The sequence below is a fragment of the Sphingomonas sp. HMP6 genome, assembly GCF_013374095.1.
In the GTDB taxonomy this organism is placed as follows: Bacteria; Pseudomonadota; Alphaproteobacteria; order Sphingomonadales; family Sphingomonadaceae; genus Sphingomonas.
The window spans coordinates 2497501-2521153 of sequence record NZ_AP022672.1 but is presented as its reverse complement, the minus strand read 5'-3'; the positions used below and the strand labels follow the sequence as shown (position 1 = coordinate 2521153).

Here is a 23653-nt window from a genome sequence, read left to right as displayed (position 1 = left end):
ATGGCCATCAACCTCCCCTCGCAACGCGGGCGCGGGCGGCGTGCGCCGATGGCGGACATCAACGTGACCCCCTTGGTCGACGTGATGCTGGTGCTGCTGATCATCTTCATGGTCACCGCGCCGCTGATGACCGCAGGCGTGCCGGTGCAACTCCCCGATGCCCGCGCGAAAGCGGTCGAGCAGGATCAGCAGCCGCTCGAAATCTCGATTGACCGGGCGGGTAAGCTGTATGTCGACAAGGACGAAGTGAGCGAAGCGCTGCTCCCCGACATCCTAACGCAGATCGCCGCCAAGGGCGACCCGGCCAAACCGCCGCAAGTGTTCCTGCGCGCCGACAAGGGGCTCGATTACGGCCGCGTGATGCGCGTGATGGGCGAGCTCAACCGCGCCGGGCTCAACCGCGTCGCGCTCGTGACGGTCGAACAGGGCGGCAAATGACGCGGCCTCGCAATGACTAAGAACGAGGGTGTCGGACTTGCCGTGGCCGCGGTCGGCCATGTCGCGCTGTTCGCGATCCTCTCGGTCGTGTGGTCGGCCAAGCCCGTGCCGCTCCCCACCCCCAAACCGATCGAAGTGTCGCTGGTCGACGACGTCGCGCTCGATCAGCGGGCACCCCCGGCGCCCGAGCCGCCCGCGCAATCGACCGCGCCCGATCCCGGCCCGCCCGACGATGCGCCGCCCCCGGCTGCCGAACCCGAGCCAGCGCCCGAACCCGCGCCGCCCAAGCCGCAGCCGGCCAAACCAGAGCCCGCGCCGGTACCCAAGCCAGCGCCGGTACCCAAGCCAGCGCCAAAGCCTGCGCCCAAACCGGTGCCGCCGGTGAAAAAGCCGGTCGTCGCGGAAAGGCCCGAAAAGGCGAAGGCTGCTCCGGTCTCGCCGAGCGCGCGCCCGGTCAAGGCCGTGGCTGCGGGCAAGGCGGCGGGGTCCAATCCCAACGCGACCAAGGCGAAGGCAACGGGCTCGCTGCTCGACGACGATTTCCGCAAAGGGCTATCGCAGACGCCGTCCAAGGCGAAATCGCCCGCTGCCGCCCCCGGCGCGACGATGGATGCCAAGGCTGCCGCCGATATCGGCTCGGCGATCCGGCGGCAGGTGCAGCCGTGCGCCGATCGCCAGGTCAATCCCGGCCCAGGTGCATCGCGGATCGTCGTGACGATCGCGCTGTCGCTCAATCGTGATGGCTCACTCGCGGCACGGCCCAGCGTGTCCGACGATCATGGCGGGGTCGATGACGAGAATCGGCGCTATGTCGATGCGGTCGATCGCAACGCCATCGCGACTTTTTCGGGCTGCGCGCCACTGCGTGGGCTTCCGCCCGAGCTTTACGACGTGCCGCGCGGGTGGAAGACCTTTAAGCTGCGCTACAAACTTCCGGGTTGAGGAATGACCACGATGCTCCACAAGACGATCTTCGCGCTCGCGCTGGTGGCGTCCGCTGCCGGAGCGCAAGCGCAGACCGCACCGGCCCCGCCGCCTGCGCCATCCGGTACGACCGACCCGCAGCAGCAAGGCGAATTGGTGGTCGATGTCGTCGGCGGCGTCTCCGCCCCGCTCGGCATCGCTGTTCCGGTCATGCCGACCGCCGAAGTCGCCAACACGCCTGCCGGGCGCACCGATGTGCTGGGCCAGCAACTCGCACAGATCGTCTCGACCGACTTGCGGAATTCCGGGCTGTTCAAGCCGCTCGAAGCGGGTGTGAAGGCCGTCGACTACCCGGAAGTGACCGCCCCGACCTTCGACTATTGGGGCCCGGCGGGCGCATCGGCACTGGTGCAGGGCTTTATCCGCGCCAATGGTGACGGGACGCTCACCGTCGGCTGCTACCTCTACGACGTCTTCTCGCGCCGCGAACTCGCGCGGCAGGGGTTTGTGGTGGCGCCCGCCGACTGGCGGCGTGCCGGGCATAAATGCGCCGATATGATCTATTCGAAACTGACCGGGGAAGGTCCCTATTTCGACAGCCGCGTCGTCTATGTCTCGGAGACCGGCCCCAAGGGCAAGCGCATCAAGCGGCTCGCCTTGATGGACCAGGACGGCGAAAATCACACCTTCCTCACCAACGGCCAGGCGATCGCGCTGACGCCGCGCTTCTCGCCCGATCAGCGCTCGATCGTCTACATGAGCTATCTCGACGATCGTCCGGCGATCTATGTCTATGACATCGCGTCGAAGCGGCAGCGGCTGCTGGTGCCCAACACCAACCTCACCTTCGCACCGCGCGTGTCGCCTGACGGGCGCTGGGTGCTGTTCTCGATGGCGGTGGGCGGCAATACCGATGTCTACCGCGTCGCCTTCGGCGGGGGTACGCCGCAGCGGCTGACCGATTCGCCGGGCATCGACACCGGCGGCACCTATTCGCCCGATGGCGGGCGGATCGTGTTCGAAAGCGATCGTTCCGGCACGCAGCAACTCTATGTGATGAACGCCGATGGGTCACAGCAGCAGCGGATCAGCTTCGGCAGCGGCCGCTATGCGACCCCGGTATGGAGCCCGCGCGGCAATTTGATCGCTTTCACCAAATTGGGCGGCAGCTTCCGCATCGGCGTAATGAGCCCGGCGGGCGGCAACGAACAATTGCTGACCGAAGGCGCACAGGATGAAGCGCCGAGCTGGTCGCCCAATGGCCGCGTGCTGATGTTCTTCCGCTCGACCGGCGGGGGCAGTGGGCGTGCGGATCTGTGGTCGGTCGATTTGACCGGCGTCAATTTGCGCCGCATTCCTACGCGCCTCGATGGATCCGATCCGGCTTGGGGACCGTTACGCCCCTGAGCCTAAATTCCGATCAACCCTGGGAGAAGCCGATATGGCAAAACTGACCACCGCCCTTCTGCTGGCAACGACGCTGTTCGTCGCCGCCTGCGCCAAGAAGCCGCCCGCCTATATCCCGCCCGCCCCCGGCAACATGCCGACCGATCAAGGCACTGGCGCGGGGGGCTTCGCGCCCGGCTCGCGCGGCGATTTCGAACGCTCGGTCACCAGCAACACGGTCAATTTCGCGCTCGACAGCTTCAGCATCGACGACCGCGCCCGCGCGATCCTCGATAGCCAGGCGGCATGGCTCTCGCGCTACCCCAATGTGCCGGTGAGCCTCGAGGGGCATTGCGACGAGCGCGGCACCCGCGAATACAACCTTGCGCTGGGTGACCGCCGCGCGCTCGCCGCGAAGAATTACCTCGCGGCACGCGGCGTCGCGCCGGGCCGCATTTCGACGATCAGCTACGGCAAGGAACGGCCGCTGGCACTGGGATCTGACGAAGCCAGCCTCGCGCAGAACCGTCGCGCGGTGACGATCGTCCTGAACTAAGCGCCCCTTTCGGCGACGCAAAGGCCCTTCCGCAGCACTGCGGGAGGGCCTTTTCATTTCGCTTGCGTATCCCAAAATCCCGATATAAATGTGATATCGCATTAACGGGAGGCATTCATGGTTGAGTCGGGAACACACAACACCGCGCTGACGCTGTCGCGCGAGCATAATGCGTCGACGTCGAGCGGTTATGCGATGCTGTTGGTGATGCTGCTCGCGCTCACGGTGGGCGGCGGCGCGCTGACGCTCATTCCCAGCGCACCCGCGATCGCGCTGGTCACGATCGTCTTCGCAACCCTGATATTCCTGTTTGTCGCGTGCGGTTTCTACATGCAGCAACCCAATCAGGCGACGGCGATAACGTTGTTCGGTGCGTATAAGGGGACCGATCGCAACACGGGCTTGCGCTGGCTGATGCCGTGGCTTGGGCGCAATAAGGTGTCGCTGCGTGCCAACAACATGATTTCGGAGCGGCTGAAGGTCAACGATCTGCGCGGCAACCCGATCGAGATCGCAGCGCAAGTCGTGTGGCGCGTGACCGATACCGCGCAGGCACTGTTCGACATCGACGATTACAAGGCGTTCGTGATCGTCCAGATCGAGGCGGCGGTGCGCACGATCGGCGCGCGCTATCCGTATGACGATTACGAGCATCAGGAAGTGACGCTGCGGGGAAACCACGATCAGGTGGCAGCCGAACTGCGCGCCGAACTCATCGAGCGGCTGGTGACGGCGGGCATCACGGTCGACGAATGCGGCTTTACCCACCTTGCCTATGCGCCCGAAATTGCCGGCGCGATGCTGCGGCGGCAACAGGCGCAAGCCGTGGTCGCGGCGCGAGCGACCTTGGTCGAGGGCGCGGTCGGCATGGTCGAGATGGCGCTCGACTTGCTCTCGAAGAAAGGCGTGGTCGAACTCGATGACGAACGGCGCGCGGCGATGGTGTCGAACCTGATGGTCGTGTTGTGCGGCGAGCGCGATACCCAGCCGGTCGTCAACGCTGGCACGCTTTACTGACCGGCCGGTCCGTTGGCGGCTCCCCCCAAGAAGGCGTTTCCGCTCCGCCTCGACCCCGCGCTCTACGCGGCGGTCGAGCGGGTGGCGGCGGCCGACCTGCGGAGCGTCAACGCCCAGTTCGAATGCCTGCTGCGCGAGGCGCTCGCCAAGCGGGGAGTGAAGGTTGCACATAGCGAGGCACCCAAGCGCGGGCGGCCGCCGAAGGAGAATTCCGATGACGAAGGATGATCTAATCGACCATTTCCGAGCCGAACCCGATTATTGGTTCGTGCCCAAGCTATTCGGGATCGGCGCGACGCCGGTGACGTGGCAGGGCTGGGCGCTGACGCTTGGTTTCGCAGCGCTGCTCATCCTCGACATCCGTTTCATGCCCGATCCGATCGCGCGGGTCGTTGTTGGCGTTGCGCTGACGGCCGCGTTCCTGACGATCTGTTTCCGCAAGACGCAGGGTGGCTGGCGCTGGCATTGGGGGTTCGGCAAATGATACGTTTGCTCGCCATTGCGGCATTATTCGCAGCATCACCCGCGGCCGCCTCGGCATCGGTCGAACTGACCGCGCCGGGGCCACAAGGGCCGCTCGCCGGAACGCTGCTCGATCCCGATCCCAAGGGGCCGCTGGTACTGATCATCCCCGGCTCCGGCCCGACCGATCGCGACGGCAACAGCCCGCTGGGGGTCGCGGGCGGACCGTACCGCCAACTCGCCGAGGCGCTCGCTGCCAAGGGGATCGCCACACTGCGCATCGACAAGCGCGGCCTGTTCGGCAGCACGGCGGCAGTCGCCGATCCCAATGCCGCGACGACCGGCGGCTATGCCGACGACGTGCAGGCGTGGAGCAAGGTCGCGCGCGCGCGTACCGGCCGCAAATGCGTCTGGCTCCTCGGCCATAGCGAGGGCGGGATGGTCGCCTTGGTCGCGGCGCAACGGCCCGAAGGGCTCTGCGGCGTCATCCTGCTGAGCGCGATCGGCCGCCCGATGGCGACCGTTCTGCGCGATCAATTCCGTGAGAATCCGGCGAACGCGTCGATCCTCGCCGCCGCGCTCGGCGCGATCGATTCGCTGGAGGCGGGGAAACGCGTGCCTGCGGCGACGCTGCCGATGCCGCTCCCGGCGATCTTTTCCGACGCGATCCAAGGCTATTGGATCGATCTCTTCTCGCACGATCCGGCGAAACTGATCGCGAACCTGAAGCTACCGGTGCTGATCCTGCAAGGCACGCGCGACATTCAGGTGAGTGTCGCCGATGCTGAGGCGCTGAAGCGCGCCCAGCCCAAGGCGGTGCTAAAGCTGCTGCCCGGCATCAACCATGTGTTCCGCCCGGTCGAGAGCGACGATCGCAGGGCGAATATCGCGACCTACCGCGATGCGACGCTGCCGATCTCGCCGGACGTTGCGGCGGCGGTGGCGGGTTTTCTGAAGCGATAGGTGGGATCGGGCTGACGGAAATTACCGTTCGTTTCGAGCGAAGTCGAGAAACCGGAGCAGGGCGTTCCCGCACGGCTTCTCGACTTCGCTCGAAGCGAACGGAGGATGAGGCCGCTTACCCCAGCGCCTCATCGAGCAGCTTTGCCAGCCGCAACCCGCCGCGCTCGACTTCCAGGCGGGCGACCGGCACCAGCTTCGCGATCGTCGCGTCGTCGAGCTTCAACCGTGCAGGCGTCGGCACGCACGGATCGGACAGCACGCTGCCGTAAGCGGCGTCATGCGAGATCTGCCAGCTTTCGCGGCTCCAGTCGGTGACGCTTCCGGCCCCCAGCGCCGTGCGGACGCTCGCGGGATAGCGCCGGACCAACGGCGGTGGCGACGAAATCGCGCGCTCTGCCAGATACCCGTCCCAGATGCTGTGCAAATTCAGCCGTGCCGGGCCGTAAAGACCGTAATCGGCCTTGGCATCATTGCCGCCCTTGTCGTCCTTGTCCCCGGCGTGGAGCGGTTGGTGCAGATCGCCGACGAAGTGGATCAGGAAGGCGAGTGCCTCGACCCGGTCTTTCATCGGTGCGCGCTTGTTCTTCAGCAGCGCGACGTCGCGGGTGATTTGCGCCGATACGCAATTGCCGTCCTTGCACGGCGCGGTCAGGTCGAACGGGCGGCAAATGCTGACGTTCTGATAGTGCCACGAATAAGCGTAGCCGAAGCGCGATTTGCCATCGGCATCCTTCAGCGGCTTGACGCAATCCGCCCACACGCTGGCGTCAGACATGGTCGATGCCTTGCACTCGGGCGTATCGAGCAGATCGGAATGCGCCAGCAACGCCCGGATCGCGACCCGCGTCTTGGGCCGCACATTGGCCTCGGCGATCTGTGCGATCGTCTGGTGGCCATATTCCCAATAGGCAGCGGCGGGGGAGGCGGTCGCGACGAGCGCGACGGCAAGCAAAGCGGGGAGGGGGCGAATCATGATCTTGCCCCTACCCGCGTTGTCATCCCCGCGGAAGCGGGGACACTATTCATCGCCGAACACCGCGATCTCTCGTGCGCCGTCGGATGTGAGCCGCGCGCGGTACATGCCCGGCGTGGTGAAATGCCACACCGCTTCGCCCTTCGGCCCGGTCGCTATGATGCCGCCAGATCCGCCGAGCGCGGTCACCTCCGCCATCACCCCCACGACCGCCGCGTCGAGCGTTTCGCCCGCCAGCCGTACCCGCGCGCAAATCTCATGCGCCACGCCCGCGCGGATGAAGAATTCGCCCGAGCCCGTGCACGCCACCGCGCCCGCCCGATCATCGGCATAGGTGCCCGCCCCGATCAGCGGCGAGTCGCCGATCCGGCCCCAGCGCTTGCCCGTCACGCCCCCGGTCGAGGTCGCGGCGGCGACATGGCCGTGGGCATCGCACGCCACCGCGCCGACCGTGCCATATTTCATGTCGACGTCGAACGCCCCGCCGCCCGCGATCATCTCGTCAAGCTGCGCGCGCCGTTCGGGCAGCACAAGCCAGTCCTGCGTCGCTTGCTCGCAGCCCTGCTCAACCGAAAAGGCATCGGCACCCGCGCCGCTCAGCAGGACATGCGGGCTGTCCGACATGACCGCGCGCGCGAGACTCACCGGATGCCGCGTCGCGGTCACCCCCGCCACCGCCCCCGCATTCCGGTCGCGCCCGTCCATGATCGCGGCATCGAGCTCGGCGACACCCGCATGCGTCAGCGCAGCACCGCGCCCCGAATTGAAGTGTGGGTCGTCCTCCAGCACACGCACCGCCGCCTCGACCGCGTCGAGCGCCAGCCCATCAGCGGACAGGATCGCAGCCCCCGCATCGAGCGCGCGGCCGAGTGCTTCGCGCGCGCCCTCGGCCTGGGCCGGGGTAACGGTTGCGGGCGTCATCTGCCCCGCGCCGCCATGCAGTACCAAAGTCCAGCCCATCATGCCTCTTTCGTCCGGGGGAAGGGGCGCAGCCCGATCAGCGGGCGCAGCCAGCCGATCTCCCGCCCGACCGCATAAAACGCCCAGCACCCGCCGACCGTCGTCGTCAGCAGGATCAGGAATTCCACCACCGGCGACAGCGCGAGCGGCAGCAACGCGCCCTCAACCCCGACGATGATCGTCTGGTGGATAATATAGAAAGGAAACACCGCCTCGGTCAGCATTCGCCGCCACCGATGGTCGCGGTTGAGGTAGGTGTCGGCAAGGCCGATCAGCGCGACGATGATGCTCCACCCCTGTACCGCGCGCGCCGCGGCAAACAGGATGCCCCACGGCCACGCGGGCGTCGTGCTGCCCGGCCATTCGATCTCGATCGCGACGACCACGCCGTAGCACAGCAGCCCGACGCCGAGCGCCCACGGCCACCACCGCCGCATCGCCGCGAGCGCGGACGGCGATCCGGCGAGCGCGAAGCCGAACAAAAAGCCCGGCAGATATTGCGCGTGCGACACCAGATCATTGACCAGCGTGTTGGTCGGCCCGATGCCGGGGAACAACCACGCGCTCACCACGATCAGCCACGCCGCCGGGATCAGCCACACCAGGATCGTGCCGAACACCCGATCGAACGCCACTTGCAGGCGCAACCGCCCGAACAGTGCGACCAGCACCACCAGTATCATGGTGTAGGACCACAAATAGGCGACAAACCACAGATGCTGCCACGTCGGCAGGATCACGCCGCCGACGTTGCCGAAGCGGAAATAATCGTGGAGCAGGAAATAGCCGAAATCATGGGTATAGCCACGCTGCGTGGTCAGCTCGATCCACGGCTGCACCGGCACCACCACCAGCATCCCGAACAGCAACGGCACGATCAGCCGCGCGGTGCGATTCGCCGCAAAGCCCGCCGTGCCTGACCCCTTCGCCAACAAAGCGCGGCTGGCATAGCCCGACACCACGAACAGCAGCAGCAAGCGCCAACTGTTCAGCGCCAGCATCGGCAGCACCACCCAATCCTGCGGCTGCGCGGTTTTGACGTGATAGCCCCACGGCACGAACACCATGCCAATATGATAGAAGATGAGCAGACCGAACGCGCCGATGCGCAACCAGTCCAGACCGAAGTGCCGTTCCATCATCCCGCCTTAGACCAGGCATCGCCATCGTCCAATCGCAAGCTATTTCGGTTGGCCGCCAACGGCGCTATAGCGCGCGTGCAACCAGAGGAAATCGATCATGTCCCTCCGCCCGTGGCGCGACATCAACCGTCGCCAGAGCCGCCAGATCATGGTCGGCAATGTCCCCGTCGGCGGCGACGCGCCGGTCACCGTCCAGACGATGACCAACACGCCGACCGACGACGTGAAGGCGACGGTCGACCAGATCCGCCGCTGCGAAGAGGCCGGCGTCGACATCATCCGCGTCTCCTGCCCCGATGTGGAGAGCACCGCCGCGTTGAAACAGATCGTCCGCGCCAGCCGCGTGCCGATCGTCGCCGACATCCATTTCCACTATAAGCGCGCCCTCGAAGCCGCCGATGCGGGGGCGGCGTGCCTGCGCATCAACCCCGGCAACATCGGCTCGGCGGCGCGCGTGAAGGAAGTGGTCGACGCCGCCAAATCGAACGGTTGCGCGATCCGCATCGGCGTGAACGGCGGCAGCCTGGAACGCCATCTGCTCGAGAAATATGGCGAGCCGTGCCCCGATGCGCTGGTCGAATCGGCGATGGACCACATCAAGCTGCTGCAGGATCACGATTTCCACGAATTCAAGGTCGCGGTGAAGGCGTCCGACTTCTTCCTCGCGGTCGCCGCCTATCAGCAGCTCGCCGAACTGGTCGATTGCCCGCTGCACCTCGGCATTACTGAAGCCGGCGGCTTCGTCGGCGGGACGGTCAAGTCCTCGATCGGGATCGGCTCGCTCTTGTGGTTCGGCATCGGCGACACGATCCGCGTCTCGCTCTCGGCCGAGCCCGAGGATGAAGTGCGCGTCGGCTTCGAGATCCTCAAGGCGCTCGGCATCCGTAATCGCGGCGTCCGCGTCGTCTCTTGCCCCAGCTGCGCGCGGCAGGGCTTCGACGTGATCCGCACCGTTCAGGCGCTCGAAGAACGGCTCCAGCATATCCGCACGCCGATGTCGCTATCGGTGCTCGGCTGCGTCGTCAACGGCCCCGGCGAAGCGCGCGAAACCGACATCGGCCTCACCGGCGGCGGCAATGGCAAGCACATGGTCTATCTCTCGGGCGTGACCGACCACACCGTCAATTCCGAGGACATGCTCGAACACATCGTCAAGCTGGTCGAGGACAAGGCCGCGGCGATCGAAGCGCATGACGCGGCGGTGGCAGGAGCACAGGCGGTGGCGGCGGAGTAGGTCTGTGCTATGCCATGGGTACCAAGCGGTGCTCCATGGAGATCGGTCGGTTGCGGCCACTGACCGCACATTTTGGCCTGTCGCTCAATCGCGCGTGTCCGGCGCAGGGGTATTTTTCGGAGCTAGGGGTATTTTTCGGAGCTGCCGATCGTGACCGCAGACCGGCGCATGGCGCAGGCCGATGTGGGTCTGGACATCCGCATGATCCGCTGATTGCGCGCCGCCTTTACCGCGCATTATCCCTAAACTTTAGCCGCGTCCTAAAGCCGCTGCGCTACACCGTATGCCATGAAACTCGCGCTTGGGTCTGTCATCATCGTCGGGACTGGCATCGGGCTCGCGCTGCCCGCCGCGAAGCGACCGCCTGCACCCGCAGCGGCCGCGGTGGCCCCGGCGGCCGCAGCGACCGAGGTCCCGCGCGACGTGCCCGTGCGGACCAGGATCGAGCGCAGCAATAGCGGCCATTTCCTCGCCGTCGCCGACGTCAACCATGAACCGGTCCGCTTCGTCGTCGATACCGGCGCCGATACGGTCGCGCTGACGATGGAGGATGCCCGGCGGGCGCGGGTCGAGTTCGACCCCAGCCGCTTCGTCATCGTCGGAAAGGGTGCGGCGGGGGCGGTGCGCGGGCAGGAAGTGCGGATCGCCGACATCGTGCTCGACGGCAAACGCGTGAGCGATGTCCGCGGCGTGGTGCTGGAGGACAGCGAAGTGTCGCTGTTGGGGCAAACCTTTCTGCGCCACATCGACACCGTAAAGATCAGCGCCGACGTGATGACGCTGGAATAGCGCGCTGTCCTACACGGCCGCGCGGTGTCATTCTGGCGAGGTTCTATGTCTGCGTCGACCTGCCAAATCCGTCTGTGGTGCGGGAGCGCTGAACCCGTCGATAGTGCGACTCGTGCGACTTTAGCCTGACAGGTCGGGCCGGTGGCACTATCGACGCCCGTGATGAAACCCGTATCCGCCAATCTCGCCTTCGCGGTCGCCGCCGTCGGCATCGCCAGTTATTCGGTGATGGATGCGATCATGAAGGACATGTCGATCCTGCACGGCGCGTATAGCGCGGTGCTGTGGCGCTCGGTCGCGGGCGTGGCCCTGCTCGGGCCGGTGTTCCTCGCACGGCGGAAAGCCTGGCCCGGGCGTGCCGCGTTGACCTTGCATGTCGCGCGTGGTGCCGTGGCAGGTGCGTCGGTGCTGTTGTTCTTCTGGGGGCTGGTGCGTGTGCCGATGGCGCAGGGCGTGGCGCTGACCTTCCTTGCCCCGCTGATCGCCTTGTTCCTCGCCGCCGCGACGCTCGGCGAGCAGATCCGGCGCGCGGCGATCGGTGGATCGGTGATCGCCAGCATCGGCGTGCTGGTGATCGCGGCGGGCCAGGTCCAGGCACATGCCTCGGCGCAAGTCGTGCTCGGCTCGGTCGCGGTGGTGCTGGCCTCGATTCTCTATGCCGGCAGCCTGATCCTGCTGCGCAAGCAAGCGCAAGTCGCCGATCCGCTGGAGGTTGCCTTGTTCACCTCGATCGTCCTCGGCGGGATGCTGCTGGTCGGAGCTCCGTGGTTCTCGGCCATCCCCCCGCTCGATTACGTACCGCACATTTTCGGTGCCGCGGTGCTCGGCTCGCTCTCGGCGATGGCGCTGGCCTGGGCCTATGGCCATGCCGAGGCGCAGGTGCTCGCACCGGTCGAATATACCGCCTTCGTCTGGGCCGCCTTGCTTGGCTGGTGGGTGTTCGGCGAGGGCGTCTCGCTCTACACCGTTGCGGGCGCGGCACTGATCATCGCCGGATGTATTTTCGCGGTGCGCGGATCGACCACCGCTCCTGCTCCCCAAACCGAGGCTGCCGCATGACCATTCAGATTCGCCCCGCCACTTCGGCCGACGTGCCGTTGATCCTGCAATTCGTGCGCGATCTCGCCGCGTTCGAACGCGAGAGCGACAAGGTTATCGCGACCGAGCCGATGCTGTTCGAAGCGCTGTTCGGACCGCATCCCGCCGCGGAGGCGGTGATTGCCGACCTCGACGGCACGCCGGTCGGAATGGCGCTGTTCTTCCACAATTTCTCAACCTGGACCGGCTGGCGCGGGCTATATCTGGAGGATCTCTACGTAACGCCGGAGGCGCGCGGCGCGGGCGTCGGCAAGGCGCTGCTGCAGCATCTGGCTGCGCTCGCGGTCGAGCGCGGCTGCACGCGCTTCGAATGGTCGGTGCTCGACTGGAACGAGAAAGCGATCCGCTTCTACAAATCGATGGGCGCCGAGCCGATGGAGGAATGGACGGTATACCGCGTCACTGGCGATGCGCTGGCGGCACTGGCGGGGCGGGACTGAGCCCGCCCCCCAAGCGCATCAGCCCTTGGCGGCCTTTGCGGCTTCATAACGCTCGATCGCCTCGAGCGTCACGCGACCGGCTTCGGCCGCGTCGCCCCAGGTGCCAACGCGGACCCACTTCTTCTTTTCCAGATCCTTGTAATGCGTGAAGAAGTGCTCGATCTGCTCGAACACGATCTCGGGCATGTCGCCGCGCTCATTGACGTTCGAATAATACGGGAAGGTCGAATCGACTGGTACGCAGACGAGTTTCTCGTCGCCGCCGGCTTCGTCTTCCAGGTTGAGCACCGCGATCGGCCGCGCCCGCACGACGCAGCCCGGAATGAACGGCGAACGTGCGATGACGAGCGCGTCGAGCGGGTCGCCATCGGGTGACAGCGTGTGCGGAATGAAGCCGTAATTCGCCGGATAGCGCATCGGCGTGTGCAGGATGCGATCGACGAACAGCGCGCCGCTCGCCTTGTCGAACTCATACTTTACCGGCTCGCCACCGGTCGGCACTTCGATGATGACGTTGAGGTCTTCGGGCGGGTTCTTGCCGACCGGAATCATGTCGATACGCATACGAAATCCTTGATGTGAAAAGCGTGATGCCGCCCCCCTTACCGGGGCGCGAGCAATCGATCCAGACCACCGTCTCCGGTGCCGATCTTCTGGAGGTGCGGATAGCGCAGGCCACCGTGATAGTCGATGCTGACCGGCGCGATCGTGTCGTTGGCCTTGACCAGCAGCACGATCGGCTCCTTGCGCGTCTTGGCGGCGGTCAGCGCAGTCTTCATCGCCTCGTTGGAGAACGCCGTGCCATCGACCGCAACGATCGTGTCGCCGGGGGTCAGGCCAGCCTTGAACGCCGGGCTGTCCCAGCCCACCCCGGTCAACCCGCCATCCTTGTTGATCGTTAGCCCAAGCGAATAGCTGAGATCGGTGCTTTTGCGAGCGGCCTCGGCATTCTTGAACGCGAGCGTCGGCGTTTCGTCATAAACGAGCTTATAGCCGTTCGCCTCGAACCCCTTGAGTGGTGCGGGGGCACCGGTCTCGGTCAGCCGCTGCTTCAGCAGGCCCGCCCAGTCATACGGCTGCACCGCGTTCAACGTCGCGACGACATCGTCGAACGTATAGGTCACCTGCCCATAATCGCCGTCGGTCAGGCCGAAAAAGGCACGCGCAAAATCGTCGATCGACTTGGTCCCGCTCGATTGCTTGCGCAGGATCGAATCGACCTCCATCCACACCAGCAGGCCTTCATTGTAATAATCCTCGGAGCGCTGATAGCTGACCCAGCCGCGCGGGCGGCGCTGCGAGATGGTCGGATCGTTGGTGGTGTCGACCAGCGGCTTCCAGTTGCGCCCCGGGCGATTGTCGAGCTGCGCCAGGATCGCGGCATAGCCATCGAGCGTATCCTGCTTCGACACGATCCCCGATCGCGCCTGCAGCACATAGCCCCAGAATTGCGTCTGGCCCTCATACACCCACAGCAGCGAATCGCGCATCGGGGTGCGGTAATCGGGCGTCCACAGATCGGCGCCGCGGCGGAACTTGCCATCCCAGCTATGGACATATTCGTGCGGCAGCAGGTTGCGGCGGCCGGGGCCTTCCTTCCACTTGGTGAAATAGCCGGGCGGCACGCCGTCTTCCGAACTGCGGTGATGCTCCAGGCCTTGCCCGCCGATCTGATCGGAGAAGGAGAGCAGGAAGGTGTAGTTGTCATAATGCTGCGCGCCGAACAATTTTACGGCTTGCGTCACGAGGTTCTTGTGCGCGTCGATCTGCTCGGGGGTCGCGGCGAGTTCCTCGGGCTTGTCGGCATAGACGTCGAGATTGACGCGCGGCGACAGCGGCCAGCGCTTGAAATAGCGTCCGGCGAGAACCGGCGAATCGACCAGCACTTCGTAATTGGTCGGCTCATAGCTGTAGACCGATCCCGTCGCCTTCGACGGCAGCCCGGACGATGCGCTCCAGCCGGCGGGGTAGGTCACGCTCGCGCGCACCGGGATCTGCCGCGTGAAGTATCCGGCTGGATACAGGCTCATCGAATTCCACTGCAGCCGCAATATGTCCGGCCCCATCACGATATTGCCCTGGTCGGCGGCGGTGGCGGAGAGGAATTGCAAGTCGATGTCGAGGCTCTTCGCGCCCGCAGGCACAACGATATGGAAGGCGGTCACGTCGACCGGATCGCGCGTCCAGGCAATTTCCTTGCCCCCTGCGCGGATGTGGAGACCGGCGAGCTTGTCGATCTGCCCGGTCGGCGAATGGCTGCCCGGCAGCCATTTCGGGAACAGCAGCACCATCGGCCCGGCGGATACCCCGGTGATCCGTTCGCGCGTGGTAAAGATGCCGCGCTTCAGGTCGGTCGCGTCGATGTCGAGTTCGATTCGGCCGGGAAAGGGAATGTCGCGCGCCGCCGGGATGGTGTCGACAAAGGGCACCGGCTTCGGTTTCGAATTCTCCGCCAGCGCCGGGGCAGCGCAGGAGGCAAGCAGGATGACGGTGAACGCAGCACGACGAATCATATGGTTAGGCCCCTGAGACATAATGTTGCGGTGGGTGTAAGCGGGCACTACGCCCGGCGTCCAGTCTAGGATCCGCTGCTGCTGCCGAGCACGTTGATCGTGAAGGCGAGCACACCGATGTTGAACACGAAGGCGGCAAGGCAGTGCCCGAGCACGACGCGGCGCACCTTGCGCGACGAGATCTCCACATCGGAGGTCTGGAACGTCATGCCCAGCGTGAAGCTGAAATAGAGGAAGTCCCAATAGTCGGGCTCGTCGCATTTCGGAAAATCGACCCCGCCGGCATCCTTCCCTGCACCGTCACAGTCGGAATAGAAGAGGTGCGCATAATGCAGCGCATAAATGGTGTTCGAGAACAGCCATGCCAGCACCAGCGTCGCGATCACCAAAGCGACCGCGAAGACATCGGGTTTGCCCTGCAATTCCTTGGCGACCGAGGTCAGGATCACGATCATCGTCACGCCAGTGAGGATCAGGAGCCCGGCCCGGTTTGCGTCGTTGGCCTCCGCCGCCTTGCGCATCTGTGCCGCTTCGCCTTTGCGCAGCAGCGTGGCGACCGCGATCAGGAACACCGCCGCCGCCACATCGAACGCGGCCATCGTGCCGCGGCCCCAGCCCAGTGGGGGAATCGCCACGAACAGCCCGCCCACGAACAAGACCGTGAACAGGACGAAGCGCGGCGGCGCGATTTTCTGGCCGAGATTGAGGGTCATGGCGGCGGTGCTACCGCGCCCGCACCGCTCAATGCAACGCGCGCTGCAGCATGACCGCGGCGATGAACAGCAGATACACGCCGAACACGCGCTTCAACGGTTCGGCCGGGAGCGCGTGCGCCGCCGCAACGCCGAGCGGGGCGGTCAGAATCGACATCGAGGTGATGACCGCCGCCCCGAGCAGATTGACATAGCCGACCGATCCGACCGGCAAGCCCGGCTTCCCCAGGCCGATCAGCATCCACCCGATCGTGCCGGGCACCGCGATGATGAAGCCGAACCCGGCGGCGGTGGCGATCGCCTTGTGGATCGTGCGACCGCACAAGGTCATCACGATCACCGCGACCGTGCCCCCGCCAATGCCGAGCAGCGAGGAGAACAGCCCCAGCCCACCCGCGATCCCCGCACGCGCTGCGCCGGTCGGCATCGTGTTGCGGATCTGGTGGCGCCCCAACTTCGGGATCAGGAAATTGACCGCCATCAGCGCGATGCCGCTGGCGAAGATGATCGTCAGCGTCGTGCCGCTTAGGCGGCTGGCAAGCACCACCCCGACCCCGACGCCGAGCACGATCCACGGCGCCCAGCTTCTGAGGATCGCGAAATCGACCGCCCCGCGCTTGGCATGACTGAGCGTCGAGCGCAGCGACGTGATGACGATCGTGGCGAACGACGTGCCGATCGCGACATGGGTGTATTCGGCCGGAGCGCCGCCAAGCAGCGGCAGCAGCGCGACCATCGCGGGCACCACGACGAAGCCGCCGCCGATCCCGAACAGCCCGGCGGCAAACCCGGCGAACAATCCGGCAGCGAGCAGCGCGAGGATCGCCGGTCCCCATTCGATCAGCAGGGTCATGGGCGGTGAGGGCGGTAATGAATGGCAGGCGGGCGCATGAAAACCTTTTCCGAAACGAGCCGGGGGAATCCTGCGGATGCTGCAAGGGGCTGTTGTCGCCCCGATTGCTCTTACGCTGCGGTGCAGCGGGGGTGGTGTCAAGCGCCCTTCTGACGGGATGGTGTGACCGCCACCCGTTCGTTTCGAGCGAAGTCGAGAAATCCTTCCCGCACCCGGTACCCGTGTCTCGACTTCGCTGACACGAACGGATGGGGTCGTTTCCCAAAAGGTGGATGCGCCCCCCCGAACGACCCATCTAGCGTTCGCGCCCGCCATCGCTTAGACACCCGCCCTTTATGGCACGCATCGAAACTCCCAAACGCATCCGTGGTACGCAGGACATCTTCGGGGATGACCAGCGCCGCTTTGCCCGCGTCGTCGACACGTTCGACCGCATCCGCCGCCTCTATTGCTTTCAGCGCGTCGAGCTGCCGGTGTTCGAGGCGACCGCCGTGTTCGCGCGTTCGTTGGGGGAAACGACCGACGTCGTGTCGAAGGAAATGTACACCTTCGAGGATCGCGGCGGGGATTCGCTGACGCTGCGGCCGGAATTCACGGCGGGCATCGCGCGCGCCTATTTGACCGAGGGCTGGCAGCAATATGCGCCGCTCAAGATCGCGACGCACGGCCCGGTGTTCCGCTACGAACGCCCACAAAAGGGCCGCTTCCGCCAGTTCCACCAGATCGACGCGGAGGTGATCGGCGCTGCCGAACCGGCGGCGGATGTCGAATTGCTCGTGCTGGCGGATCAATTGCTCGATGAGTTGGGTATCAAGGACGGCGTGACGCTCCAGCTCAACACGCTGGGGGACGCCGAGACGCGCGATGCGTGGCGCGCGGCCTTGGTCGCGCATTTTGAGGCGCATCGGGATGTGCTGAGCGAAGACAGCCTCGCGCGGCTCGAGAAGAACCCGCTGCGCATCCTCGACTCGAAGGACCCGCGCGACCGCCCGGTGGCGGACAGCGCGCCCGATATCGATGCCTATCTGACACCCCAAGCGCGCGCCTTCTTCGACGCCGTAACGGCGGGGCTGGATGCGGCGGGCGTCGCGTGGACGCGCAACGCACGCCTTGTGCGCGGCTTGGATTATTACCGCCATACCGCGTTCGAATTCGTCACCGACCGGCTGGGCGCGCAGGGGACGGTGCTTGCGGGTGGGCGCTATGACGGGCTGATCGGCTCGCTCGGCGGACCGGAAACGCCGGGCGTCGGCTGGGCGGCTGGGATTGAGCGGCTGGCGATGTTGCTGGAGGAGCCCTTAGTCGCTGATGATAAGATCGTGGTCGTCTCAGAAGATCGCGCTCTTGACTCATCCGCTTTAGCTATAGGTGCAAAGCTTCGACGGGCCGGTTTCACAACGGAGGTAATTGCATCGGGCAATCCCAAAAAGCGTTATGATAAGGTCTTGCGCATGGACCCGGCTTGCGTTGTGAAGATCGACCGTCGCAATGGGGGCAATGATTTCGGCTATGAAGTCGTGCGCGGCGCAAACTTCGATATGCCTAAACTTGAGAAGGTCGTCCGACCGCTAGCGTCGGATTTGCCTGAAGCATGACCTCCATCTCCCCCGAACGCATCCTGCAGATCGAGGCGCGGCGCGACGAGCTTTCGGCGTTGATGGCGTCGGGGGATTTGCCGTCGGAGCGCTTCGTCGCGGTCTCCAAGGAATATGCCGAGCTCGAACCCGTCGCGCGGGCGGCGGGCGAGGTGCGGCGGTTGCGCGCCGAACTCGGTGTTCTGGCGGGCATGGAGGGTGACGACGACCCCGAAATCAAGGTGATGGCGCGCGAGGAGATCGATTCGATCCGCGGCCGCTTGCCCGACGCCGAACGTGCGCTGGCGCTGTCGCTGCTCCCACGCGATGCCGCCGATGAACGCGCCGCGATGCTCGAAATCCGCGCCGGCACCGGCGGGGACGAGGCTGCGCTCTTCGCCGCCGACCTGTTCCGCATGTATCAGCGCTATGCCGAAGGGCAGGGCTGGAAGGTCGAACTGATCTCCGCTTCCTCCTCCGAAAGCGGCGGCTTCAAGGAAGCGATCGCCTCGGTCGAGGGCAAGGGCGTGTTCGCCAAATTGAAGTTCGAAAGCGGCGTCCACCGCGTCCAGCGCGTCCCCGCGACCGAGGCGCAGGGCCGCATCCATACCTCGGCGGCAACCGTAGCAGTGCTGCCCGAGGCCGAGGAAGTCGACGTCAAGATCGAGGACAAGGACCTCCGCATCGACATCTACCGCTCGTCCGGCCCCGGCGGGCAATCGGTCAACACGACCGATTCGGCGGTGCGGATCGTGCATATTCCCTCCGGCCTGGTGGTGATCCAGCAGGACGAGAAATCGCAGCACAAGAACAAGGCCAAGGCGATGCGCGTGCTGCGTACCCGCCTCTACGAGGCCGAGCGCGACCGGTTGCATCACGAGCGGGCTGGTGCGCGCAAATCGATGGTCGGGTCGGGCGATCGGTCGGAGCGCATCCGCACCTACAACTTCCCACAAGGCCGCGTGACCGACCACCGCATCAATCTGACGCTGCACCGCCTGCCCGAGATTTTGCAGGGCGAAATGGACGAACTCGTCGGCGCCCTCATCGCGCAGGATGAGGCAGAGCGGCTGGCCACTATCAATGAGTGACTCTGTCTTCCTCCTCTCCCGCTCGCGGGAGGGGCTGGGGGAGAGCAATGCTACAATCGCACCGTCCGAACATATATGACAGCTCCTCCCTCAACCCCACCCGCAAGCGGGAGGGGCGTTAGAAGCGCTCTCGCTGAAGCGGCTGCCGACATCGCCGCAATCAGCCAAACCCCGCGCCTAGATGCGGAACTCTTGATGGCCCACGCGCTCGGCATGTCGCGCGAAGCCCTGCTGCTCTCCCATCTAGATGCGCCGGAACCCGCCGCCTTCGCCCCGCTCCTCGCGCGCCGCCTGCGCCACGAGCCGATCGCCTATATCGCCGGTACCCGTGCCTTCTGGACGATCGAGCTTGCAGTTGGCCCTGGTGTCCTCGTCCCACGCGCGGACAGCGAAACGCTGCTGGAGGCGGCGGTCGATCATTTCCGCAAGCGCCCGCCCGCGACGATCCTCGATCTGGGGACGGGACCGGGGACGCTGCTTCTTGCGGCGCTCGACCACTGGCCGGAGGCGCATGGGTTGGGCATCGACAGCTCTGAGAAAGCGCTCGACTATGCTGAGATGAATGCGATCGATCTTGAGATGGACGAGCGCGCGCGGTTCGAGCTTGGTGACTGGGCCACTGGCCTTGCCGGGCAGTTCGACCTCATCCTCACCAACCCGCCCTATATCAGCACCACCGAAACCCTCCCCGAAGAAGTGCGCGCGCACGAACCCGACGTCGCCCTGTTCGCCGGCCCCGACGGTCTCGCCGACTATCGCATCATCGCACCGCAACTCCGCGCCTTGCTCGCCCCCGACGGCGCGGCGATCCTCGAAATCGGATCGACGCAGGCGGCACCCGTCACCGCGCTGCTCGAAGCCGAGGGCTTGGCAGTCACCCTCCGCCACGATCTCGGCGGCAACCCACGCGCGCTGATTGCCATGCGCCGGACATGATTTGTCGCACGATTGCCACAACATTCTGCTTGGAGAATGGGGCGTGACGGGCTATTGAACGGGGCAGGGGCACGCATTTTCACAATAACATGTTGAAAATGGGCTGTTGTCCACTCCTTTAGTCATGCGATCGCTGTAGTCCGGCGACCGTGGCAGGCTCTCTCCGCCGATGGCTGGCGGATGTCGGGCCGGGGGCATTTGCATCCATATTCTGGAGCACGACCAGTTTGGTTTCTGAAGACAGGACAACAAGAACTTGATCAATAATCGTCAGGCCGGTCGCCGTCGTGGCCGTGGCGGGCAGCAGCAGCGCTCGTCGGGTGGCAATCCGGGTCGCCAGGATAGCGGCAATCGCATCGACAATCGTGCGCGCGGCAATGCCGCCCAGTTGCTCGAGAAATACAAGACGCTCGCGCGCGACGCACAGATGCAGGGCGACCGCGTCAACGTCGAATATTACCTCCAATTCGCCGACCATTATTTCCGCGTGCTCGCCGAAACGCGCGCCCGCTTTGAGGAAAATGGCGGGGCGGTCTCGACCCGGCGCATTCAGGGCGCGACGCTCGACGAAGACGAGCCCGATTATGAGGATGAAGGCGAGCGCGGCGAACAGCCCCAGCCCGAGCAGAATCGCGGGGACCAGAATCGTGGCTCGCGCGATGGCCAGAATCGCGATCAGCAGCGCGACGGTCAGAACCGCGATCAGAACCGGGGCCAGCAAAACGGCTATCGTCAGGATGGGCGCCAGGATGGGCGCCAGGACGGCAATCGCGGCTATACCCCTAACGGCAATGCCCAGCGCGACCAGAATGGGGCGTCGGAAGGGCGCGGCGATCAGCAACGCGGCAACGGTCAGGACTATGACAATCGCGGTCGCGTAAACGCCAACGGCAATGTGGCTGATGGCGGTTCCGAGCGTCAGGCCGAGGCCCAGCGCGACGAGCAAGGCGAGCGTCCACCCCGTCGCGACCGCTATGAGCGGACCGAACGCGCGCCGCGTGTTACAGAGCCGGTCGAGCAGGAAGCGACCTCCACGGTCGAGACCGCCGTACCCGAAGCCGCCGAGCCACCCCGCCGCGGCCGCGGTCGGCCACGGCGCGAAGTCGCGCCGGTTGATTCGGACGGTCCGGGCCTCGAAAATGTTGGCTTCTTGGCTGGTCGCGTGGCGCCGTCGTCGGATGCTGCGACCGATGGCGACGCGCAGGCAAATGGCGACGATGCCGAACTGGCCGAGAAGCCCCGCCGCCGTCGTGGTCGTCCGCCCGCCAGCGCGGTCACAACTGCAGAATAATCACTCCCCTTCACGGGTGGGTCAGTAAACCGACGGGCTGCAAGCGATTGCAGCCCGTTCGCGTATCTGGCCACCGCCGTCGCGCTCGTGGATACGCCAGAACCCGGCGCTACTCGATTTCCTTTACCGCCTCGTCATGGCCCGTGCCCGAGCTGAGGAACACGAGCCCCATCAGCAACGCCGTCAACATGATCGATCCGCCCGCCCCGCCGATCACCGCAAGGACCGCGACCCAGCTCATCGGGCCGTAAACGTATTGGAGCACCGCGATGGCGGCAACGATGAATACCGCCGCCACCACCGCCATCCAGCCGATGATAGTGCGGAAGCGGCGCCAAGCGAAGGCTGCGTAGGCGGGATCGGAAAGGCCAGAATTGGCGTGGTGGGGAGTCGTCATGCTTTCCATATGGCCGCAAACGTGAAATCCTCAAGCACCTCAAGACTCGGGACCCCGAGCGGAGGAGGAGAGAGACGATGACGATCGCGGCAATCCTGGGCAATAAGGGGCGCGAGGTGATCTCGGTCACCGCGCATCAAAGTGTTGGCGATGCAGTCGCGGTGCTGGCGACGCGGCGGGTCGGTGCGGTGCCAGTGATGGAGGGCGCGAGCGTCGTCGGCATCTTCTCCGAACGCGACGTCATTCACGCAATCGCCGAACACGGCGCCGATGCGATGGCGCGCAAGGTCGGCGATACGATGACCGCCCCTGCGATCACCGTCGGGCCGGGTGAGCCGGTGATCGGCGCACTGTCGCTGATGACGCGGCGCCGGATCCGCCATCTGCCGGTGATCGAGGGCGGACGCGTGATCGGGTTGGTGTCGATCGGCGACTTGGTCAAATATCGCATCGACCGGATCGAAGCCGATGCCGAGGCGATGCGGAGTTATATTCAGTCAGCCTGAGTCGGTGCCGCGCGCGTTTAGCATTGCTGAACGCGAGACGGCGAACGGCCGGCCGGCCTAGCATCCGCGAGGACCGACGACGCGGCTATGCCGCGGCGCAACCTCCGTCATACCTTTCAGGCCGGCGCTAGCGGTTGCTTGCGCACCACCGCCATCAGCTCACGCAGCACCTGTCGAGAGAAGATCGCGAGCCAGCCGCCGTAAACCGCCGCGCCTACGCCGACGAGGATCAGCAAGCGTAGCGCGGTCGGCAGTACCGGCAGGACGCCGTCGACCAGTGTCACCACCAGCGCCATCGCCAGTGCGGCAAGCAAAGCGGGCGCAATCGCATCGGCGATCGCGCGGGGCGAGCTTCCGATTACCGGCAGCGCGCGCCACAGACTGAAGCCGAGATAGAGCGGATAGCCACAGATCCACGCGGCGGCGAGCCCGGTTGCACCCCATTGCACGCCAATCAGGAATCCGATCGCCAGGATGACGGCGCCGGCCGCGCCATTGCCGACACCGATCCCCGGGCGGCCTTGCGCGTCGCACGCGGGTTGGAGCAGCACTTGGAGAGTCATGAACGGCATGGCGAGCGCGAGGAGATGGACGACGGGCGCCATCTCGGCCCATTTCTGGCCGAGTACGATCAGCACCAGCGGCTCGGCGGTCGCCGCCAACCCGAAATAGAAGGGGAGGGCGGCGACCATGATGACTCGCACGCTGCGGGCAAAGGCAAAGGCGACCGCCGTGCGATCGTGCTGAATGCGGGCATAAGCGGAGAAGGCGACTTCATTGAGTGGGGGCACGATCTTCGAGACGAACACCTGCGTCAGGAAGAGGCTCTCGGTATAGATGCCGAGCATGTGCGGCGTGAAATGCCGCCCAGCAATGAACACGTCGGCCTGGCTTTGTGCGAACCAGAAGAGCTGGCCTACCGCCATCACGCCACCATAACGCGCGAGGCTCCCCGATCCGCGGAAATCGAAGCTCGGCCATATCAGCGATTTCGCGGCGATCGTCATGCCGATCGCCCGCACGCCGAACAGCACCATCGGCGCGAATACCAGGGTCCATACCCCCAACCCCATCAAAGCGCCGCCGAGCGCGGCACTCGCACTCGCGATCGAGGCGATGATGTTGACTCGCGCCTGTCCTTTGAAATCGAGCGAGCGCGACAGCAGGGCATAAGGGAGCGCGATGAATGGGGTTGCGAAATAGAAAAGAGCCTGCGCCCGCAACATGTCCGCGACGATCGGCTGGCGGTAATAGGCGGCGGCGGCGGGGGCGAGGATAAGCACCTGTGCCGCGGCGAGTGCTCCGTTCAGCAACAGCAGCATCCCGAACAACTGCCGGATGTCGCGCGTCGTGATCTCCGGCTTCTGGATAAGCCCGCTCGCCAGTCCATAACCGTT

Annotated in this window: 26 protein-coding genes (1 of these 26 cut by a window edge); 17 read left to right on the top strand and 9 right to left on the bottom strand. The window is 65.5% G+C overall.

The features are described from left to right. From tolR to HMP06_RS12175, 8 genes are all read left to right on the top strand, one after another. Positions 1 to 438, top strand: a complete 438-nt coding sequence (tolR, locus tag HMP06_RS12210) for a protein TolR (protein ID WP_176497316.1) — start codon at positions 1 to 3, stop codon at positions 436 to 438. Between the two features lie 12 nt (positions 439 to 450). Continuing rightward, positions 451 to 1380 carry a cell envelope biogenesis protein TolA gene (locus tag HMP06_RS12205; RefSeq protein WP_176497315.1) on the top strand — a complete coding sequence of 310 codons (930 nt, stop codon included), beginning with the start codon at positions 451 to 453 and terminating at the stop codon, positions 1378 to 1380. A 3-nt stretch (positions 1381 to 1383) separates the two neighbouring features. After that, positions 1384 to 2769, top strand: a complete 1386-nt coding sequence (tolB, locus tag HMP06_RS12200; protein ID WP_176497314.1) for a Tol-Pal system beta propeller repeat protein TolB — start codon at positions 1384 to 1386, stop codon at positions 2767 to 2769. A gap of 34 nt (positions 2770 to 2803) precedes the next feature. Next, positions 2804 to 3304, top strand: coding sequence for a peptidoglycan-associated lipoprotein Pal (gene pal, locus HMP06_RS12195; RefSeq protein ID WP_176497313.1), 501 nt, complete (start codon positions 2804 to 2806; stop codon positions 3302 to 3304). Between the two features lie 117 nt (positions 3305 to 3421). Beyond that, a complete protein-coding gene (locus HMP06_RS12190) occupies positions 3422 to 4321 on the top strand; it encodes an SPFH domain-containing protein (RefSeq protein ID WP_176497312.1) in 900 nt (299 codons plus the stop codon). A gap of 12 nt (positions 4322 to 4333) precedes the next feature. Next, complete coding sequence (locus tag HMP06_RS12185; RefSeq protein ID WP_176497311.1) at positions 4334 to 4549, top strand: toxin-antitoxin system HicB family antitoxin; 216 nt, start codon at positions 4334 to 4336, stop codon at positions 4547 to 4549. Continuing rightward, entirely contained in the window at positions 4536 to 4805 is a 270-nt protein-coding gene (locus tag HMP06_RS12180) for a hypothetical protein (protein ID WP_176497310.1), read from the top strand. The genes HMP06_RS12185 and HMP06_RS12180 overlap by 14 nt, the downstream gene beginning before the upstream one ends. Continuing rightward, the gene (locus HMP06_RS12175) at positions 4802 to 5746 is read left to right on the top strand and encodes an alpha/beta hydrolase (protein WP_176497309.1); all 945 of its coding nucleotides are present in this window, start codon (positions 4802 to 4804) and stop codon (positions 5744 to 5746) included. The genes HMP06_RS12180 and HMP06_RS12175 overlap by 4 nt, the downstream gene beginning before the upstream one ends. Positions 5747 to 5861: 115 nt before the next feature. Here HMP06_RS12175 and HMP06_RS12170 read toward each other — a convergent pair whose 3' ends face one another. The 3 genes from HMP06_RS12170 to HMP06_RS12160 are packed head-to-tail and all read right to left on the bottom strand — an operon-like array spanning position 5862 to position 8818. Beyond that, positions 5862 to 6719: a S1/P1 nuclease gene (locus HMP06_RS12170; RefSeq protein ID WP_176497308.1), complete on the bottom strand. Its 858-nt coding sequence runs from the start codon at positions 6717 to 6719 to the stop codon at positions 5862 to 5864. A gap of 45 nt (positions 6720 to 6764) precedes the next feature. Then, complete coding sequence (locus tag HMP06_RS12165) at positions 6765 to 7679, bottom strand: isoaspartyl peptidase/L-asparaginase family protein (protein ID WP_176498520.1); 915 nt, start codon at positions 7677 to 7679, stop codon at positions 6765 to 6767. Continuing rightward, on the bottom strand, positions 7679 to 8818 hold the full coding sequence (locus HMP06_RS12160) for an acyltransferase family protein (protein ID WP_176497307.1): 1140 nt from the start codon (positions 8816 to 8818) through the stop codon (positions 7679 to 7681). The genes HMP06_RS12165 and HMP06_RS12160 overlap by 1 nt, the downstream gene beginning before the upstream one ends. Before the next feature lie 100 nt (positions 8819 to 8918). On the opposite strand from HMP06_RS12160, the gene ispG reads away from it, so the two are divergent. The 4 genes from ispG to HMP06_RS12140 all read left to right on the top strand — a co-directional run bounded on the left by ispG (position 8919) and on the right by HMP06_RS12140 (position 12382). Beyond that, a complete protein-coding gene (gene ispG / locus HMP06_RS12155) occupies positions 8919 to 10055 on the top strand; it encodes a flavodoxin-dependent (E)-4-hydroxy-3-methylbut-2-enyl-diphosphate synthase (RefSeq protein WP_176497306.1) in 1137 nt (378 codons plus the stop codon). A 288-nt stretch (positions 10056 to 10343) separates the two neighbouring features. After that, positions 10344 to 10844, top strand: a complete 501-nt coding sequence (locus tag HMP06_RS12150; RefSeq protein ID WP_176497305.1) for a retropepsin-like aspartic protease family protein — start codon at positions 10344 to 10346, stop codon at positions 10842 to 10844. A gap of 162 nt (positions 10845 to 11006) precedes the next feature. Next, positions 11007 to 11903: a DMT family transporter gene (locus HMP06_RS12145; RefSeq protein WP_176497304.1), complete on the top strand. Its 897-nt coding sequence runs from the start codon at positions 11007 to 11009 to the stop codon at positions 11901 to 11903. Beyond that, a complete protein-coding gene (locus tag HMP06_RS12140) occupies positions 11900 to 12382 on the top strand; it encodes a GNAT family N-acetyltransferase (RefSeq protein WP_176497303.1) in 483 nt (160 codons plus the stop codon). The genes HMP06_RS12145 and HMP06_RS12140 overlap by 4 nt, the downstream gene beginning before the upstream one ends. Before the next feature lie 18 nt (positions 12383 to 12400). Here HMP06_RS12140 and ppa read toward each other — a convergent pair whose 3' ends face one another. The 4 genes from ppa to HMP06_RS12120 form a co-directional block, all read right to left on the bottom strand. Further along, the gene (gene ppa / locus HMP06_RS12135; protein WP_176497302.1) at positions 12401 to 12946 is read right to left on the bottom strand and encodes an inorganic diphosphatase; all 546 of its coding nucleotides are present in this window, start codon (positions 12944 to 12946) and stop codon (positions 12401 to 12403) included. A gap of 38 nt (positions 12947 to 12984) precedes the next feature. Next, a complete protein-coding gene (locus tag HMP06_RS12130; RefSeq protein ID WP_176497301.1) occupies positions 12985 to 14895 on the bottom strand; it encodes a M61 family metallopeptidase in 1911 nt (636 codons plus the stop codon). A gap of 65 nt (positions 14896 to 14960) precedes the next feature. Further along, positions 14961 to 15608, bottom strand: coding sequence for a DUF1345 domain-containing protein (locus HMP06_RS12125; RefSeq protein WP_176497300.1), 648 nt, complete (start codon positions 15606 to 15608; stop codon positions 14961 to 14963). A gap of 28 nt (positions 15609 to 15636) precedes the next feature. Next, entirely contained in the window at positions 15637 to 16461 is an 825-nt protein-coding gene (locus tag HMP06_RS12120; protein WP_176497299.1) for a sulfite exporter TauE/SafE family protein, read from the bottom strand. Positions 16462 to 16796: 335 nt separating this feature from the next. Between HMP06_RS12120 and hisS the strand changes: the two genes are divergently transcribed. The 4 genes from hisS (at position 16797) to HMP06_RS12100 (ending at position 21353) form a co-directional block, all read left to right on the top strand. After that, positions 16797 to 18056: a histidine--tRNA ligase gene (gene hisS / locus HMP06_RS12115; protein WP_232089645.1), complete on the top strand. Its 1260-nt coding sequence runs from the start codon at positions 16797 to 16799 to the stop codon at positions 18054 to 18056. Further along, positions 18053 to 19126, top strand: coding sequence for a peptide chain release factor 1 (gene prfA / locus HMP06_RS12110; protein ID WP_176497298.1), 1074 nt, complete (start codon positions 18053 to 18055; stop codon positions 19124 to 19126). The genes hisS and prfA overlap by 4 nt, the downstream gene beginning before the upstream one ends. 75 nt (positions 19127 to 19201) lie before the next feature. After that, positions 19202 to 20062: a peptide chain release factor N(5)-glutamine methyltransferase gene (prmC, locus tag HMP06_RS12105; RefSeq protein WP_176497297.1), complete on the top strand. Its 861-nt coding sequence runs from the start codon at positions 19202 to 19204 to the stop codon at positions 20060 to 20062. 256 nt (positions 20063 to 20318) lie between these two features. Next, a complete protein-coding gene (locus tag HMP06_RS12100; RefSeq protein WP_176497296.1) occupies positions 20319 to 21353 on the top strand; it encodes a DUF4167 domain-containing protein in 1035 nt (344 codons plus the stop codon). A gap of 109 nt (positions 21354 to 21462) precedes the next feature. Here the strand turns inward: HMP06_RS12100 and HMP06_RS12095 are convergent, their stop codons facing one another. Next, positions 21463 to 21750 carry a hypothetical protein gene (locus HMP06_RS12095; RefSeq protein WP_176497295.1) on the bottom strand — a complete coding sequence of 96 codons (288 nt, stop codon included), beginning with the start codon at positions 21748 to 21750 and terminating at the stop codon, positions 21463 to 21465. Between the two features lie 77 nt (positions 21751 to 21827). Here HMP06_RS12095 and HMP06_RS12090 point away from each other — a divergent pair, with 77 nt between their 5' ends. Beyond that, positions 21828 to 22256 carry a CBS domain-containing protein gene (locus HMP06_RS12090; RefSeq protein WP_176497294.1) on the top strand — a complete coding sequence of 143 codons (429 nt, stop codon included), beginning with the start codon at positions 21828 to 21830 and terminating at the stop codon, positions 22254 to 22256. 116 nt (positions 22257 to 22372) lie between these two features. Here the strand turns inward: HMP06_RS12090 and HMP06_RS12085 are convergent, their stop codons facing one another. After that, positions 22373 to 23653: the 3' portion of a lipopolysaccharide biosynthesis protein gene (locus HMP06_RS12085; RefSeq protein ID WP_176497293.1), read on the bottom strand. 207 nt of this gene lie beyond the right edge of the window; the window shows 1281 of its 1488 coding nt (coding positions 208-1488); its start codon lies beyond the right edge, outside the window; it ends in the stop codon at positions 22373 to 22375.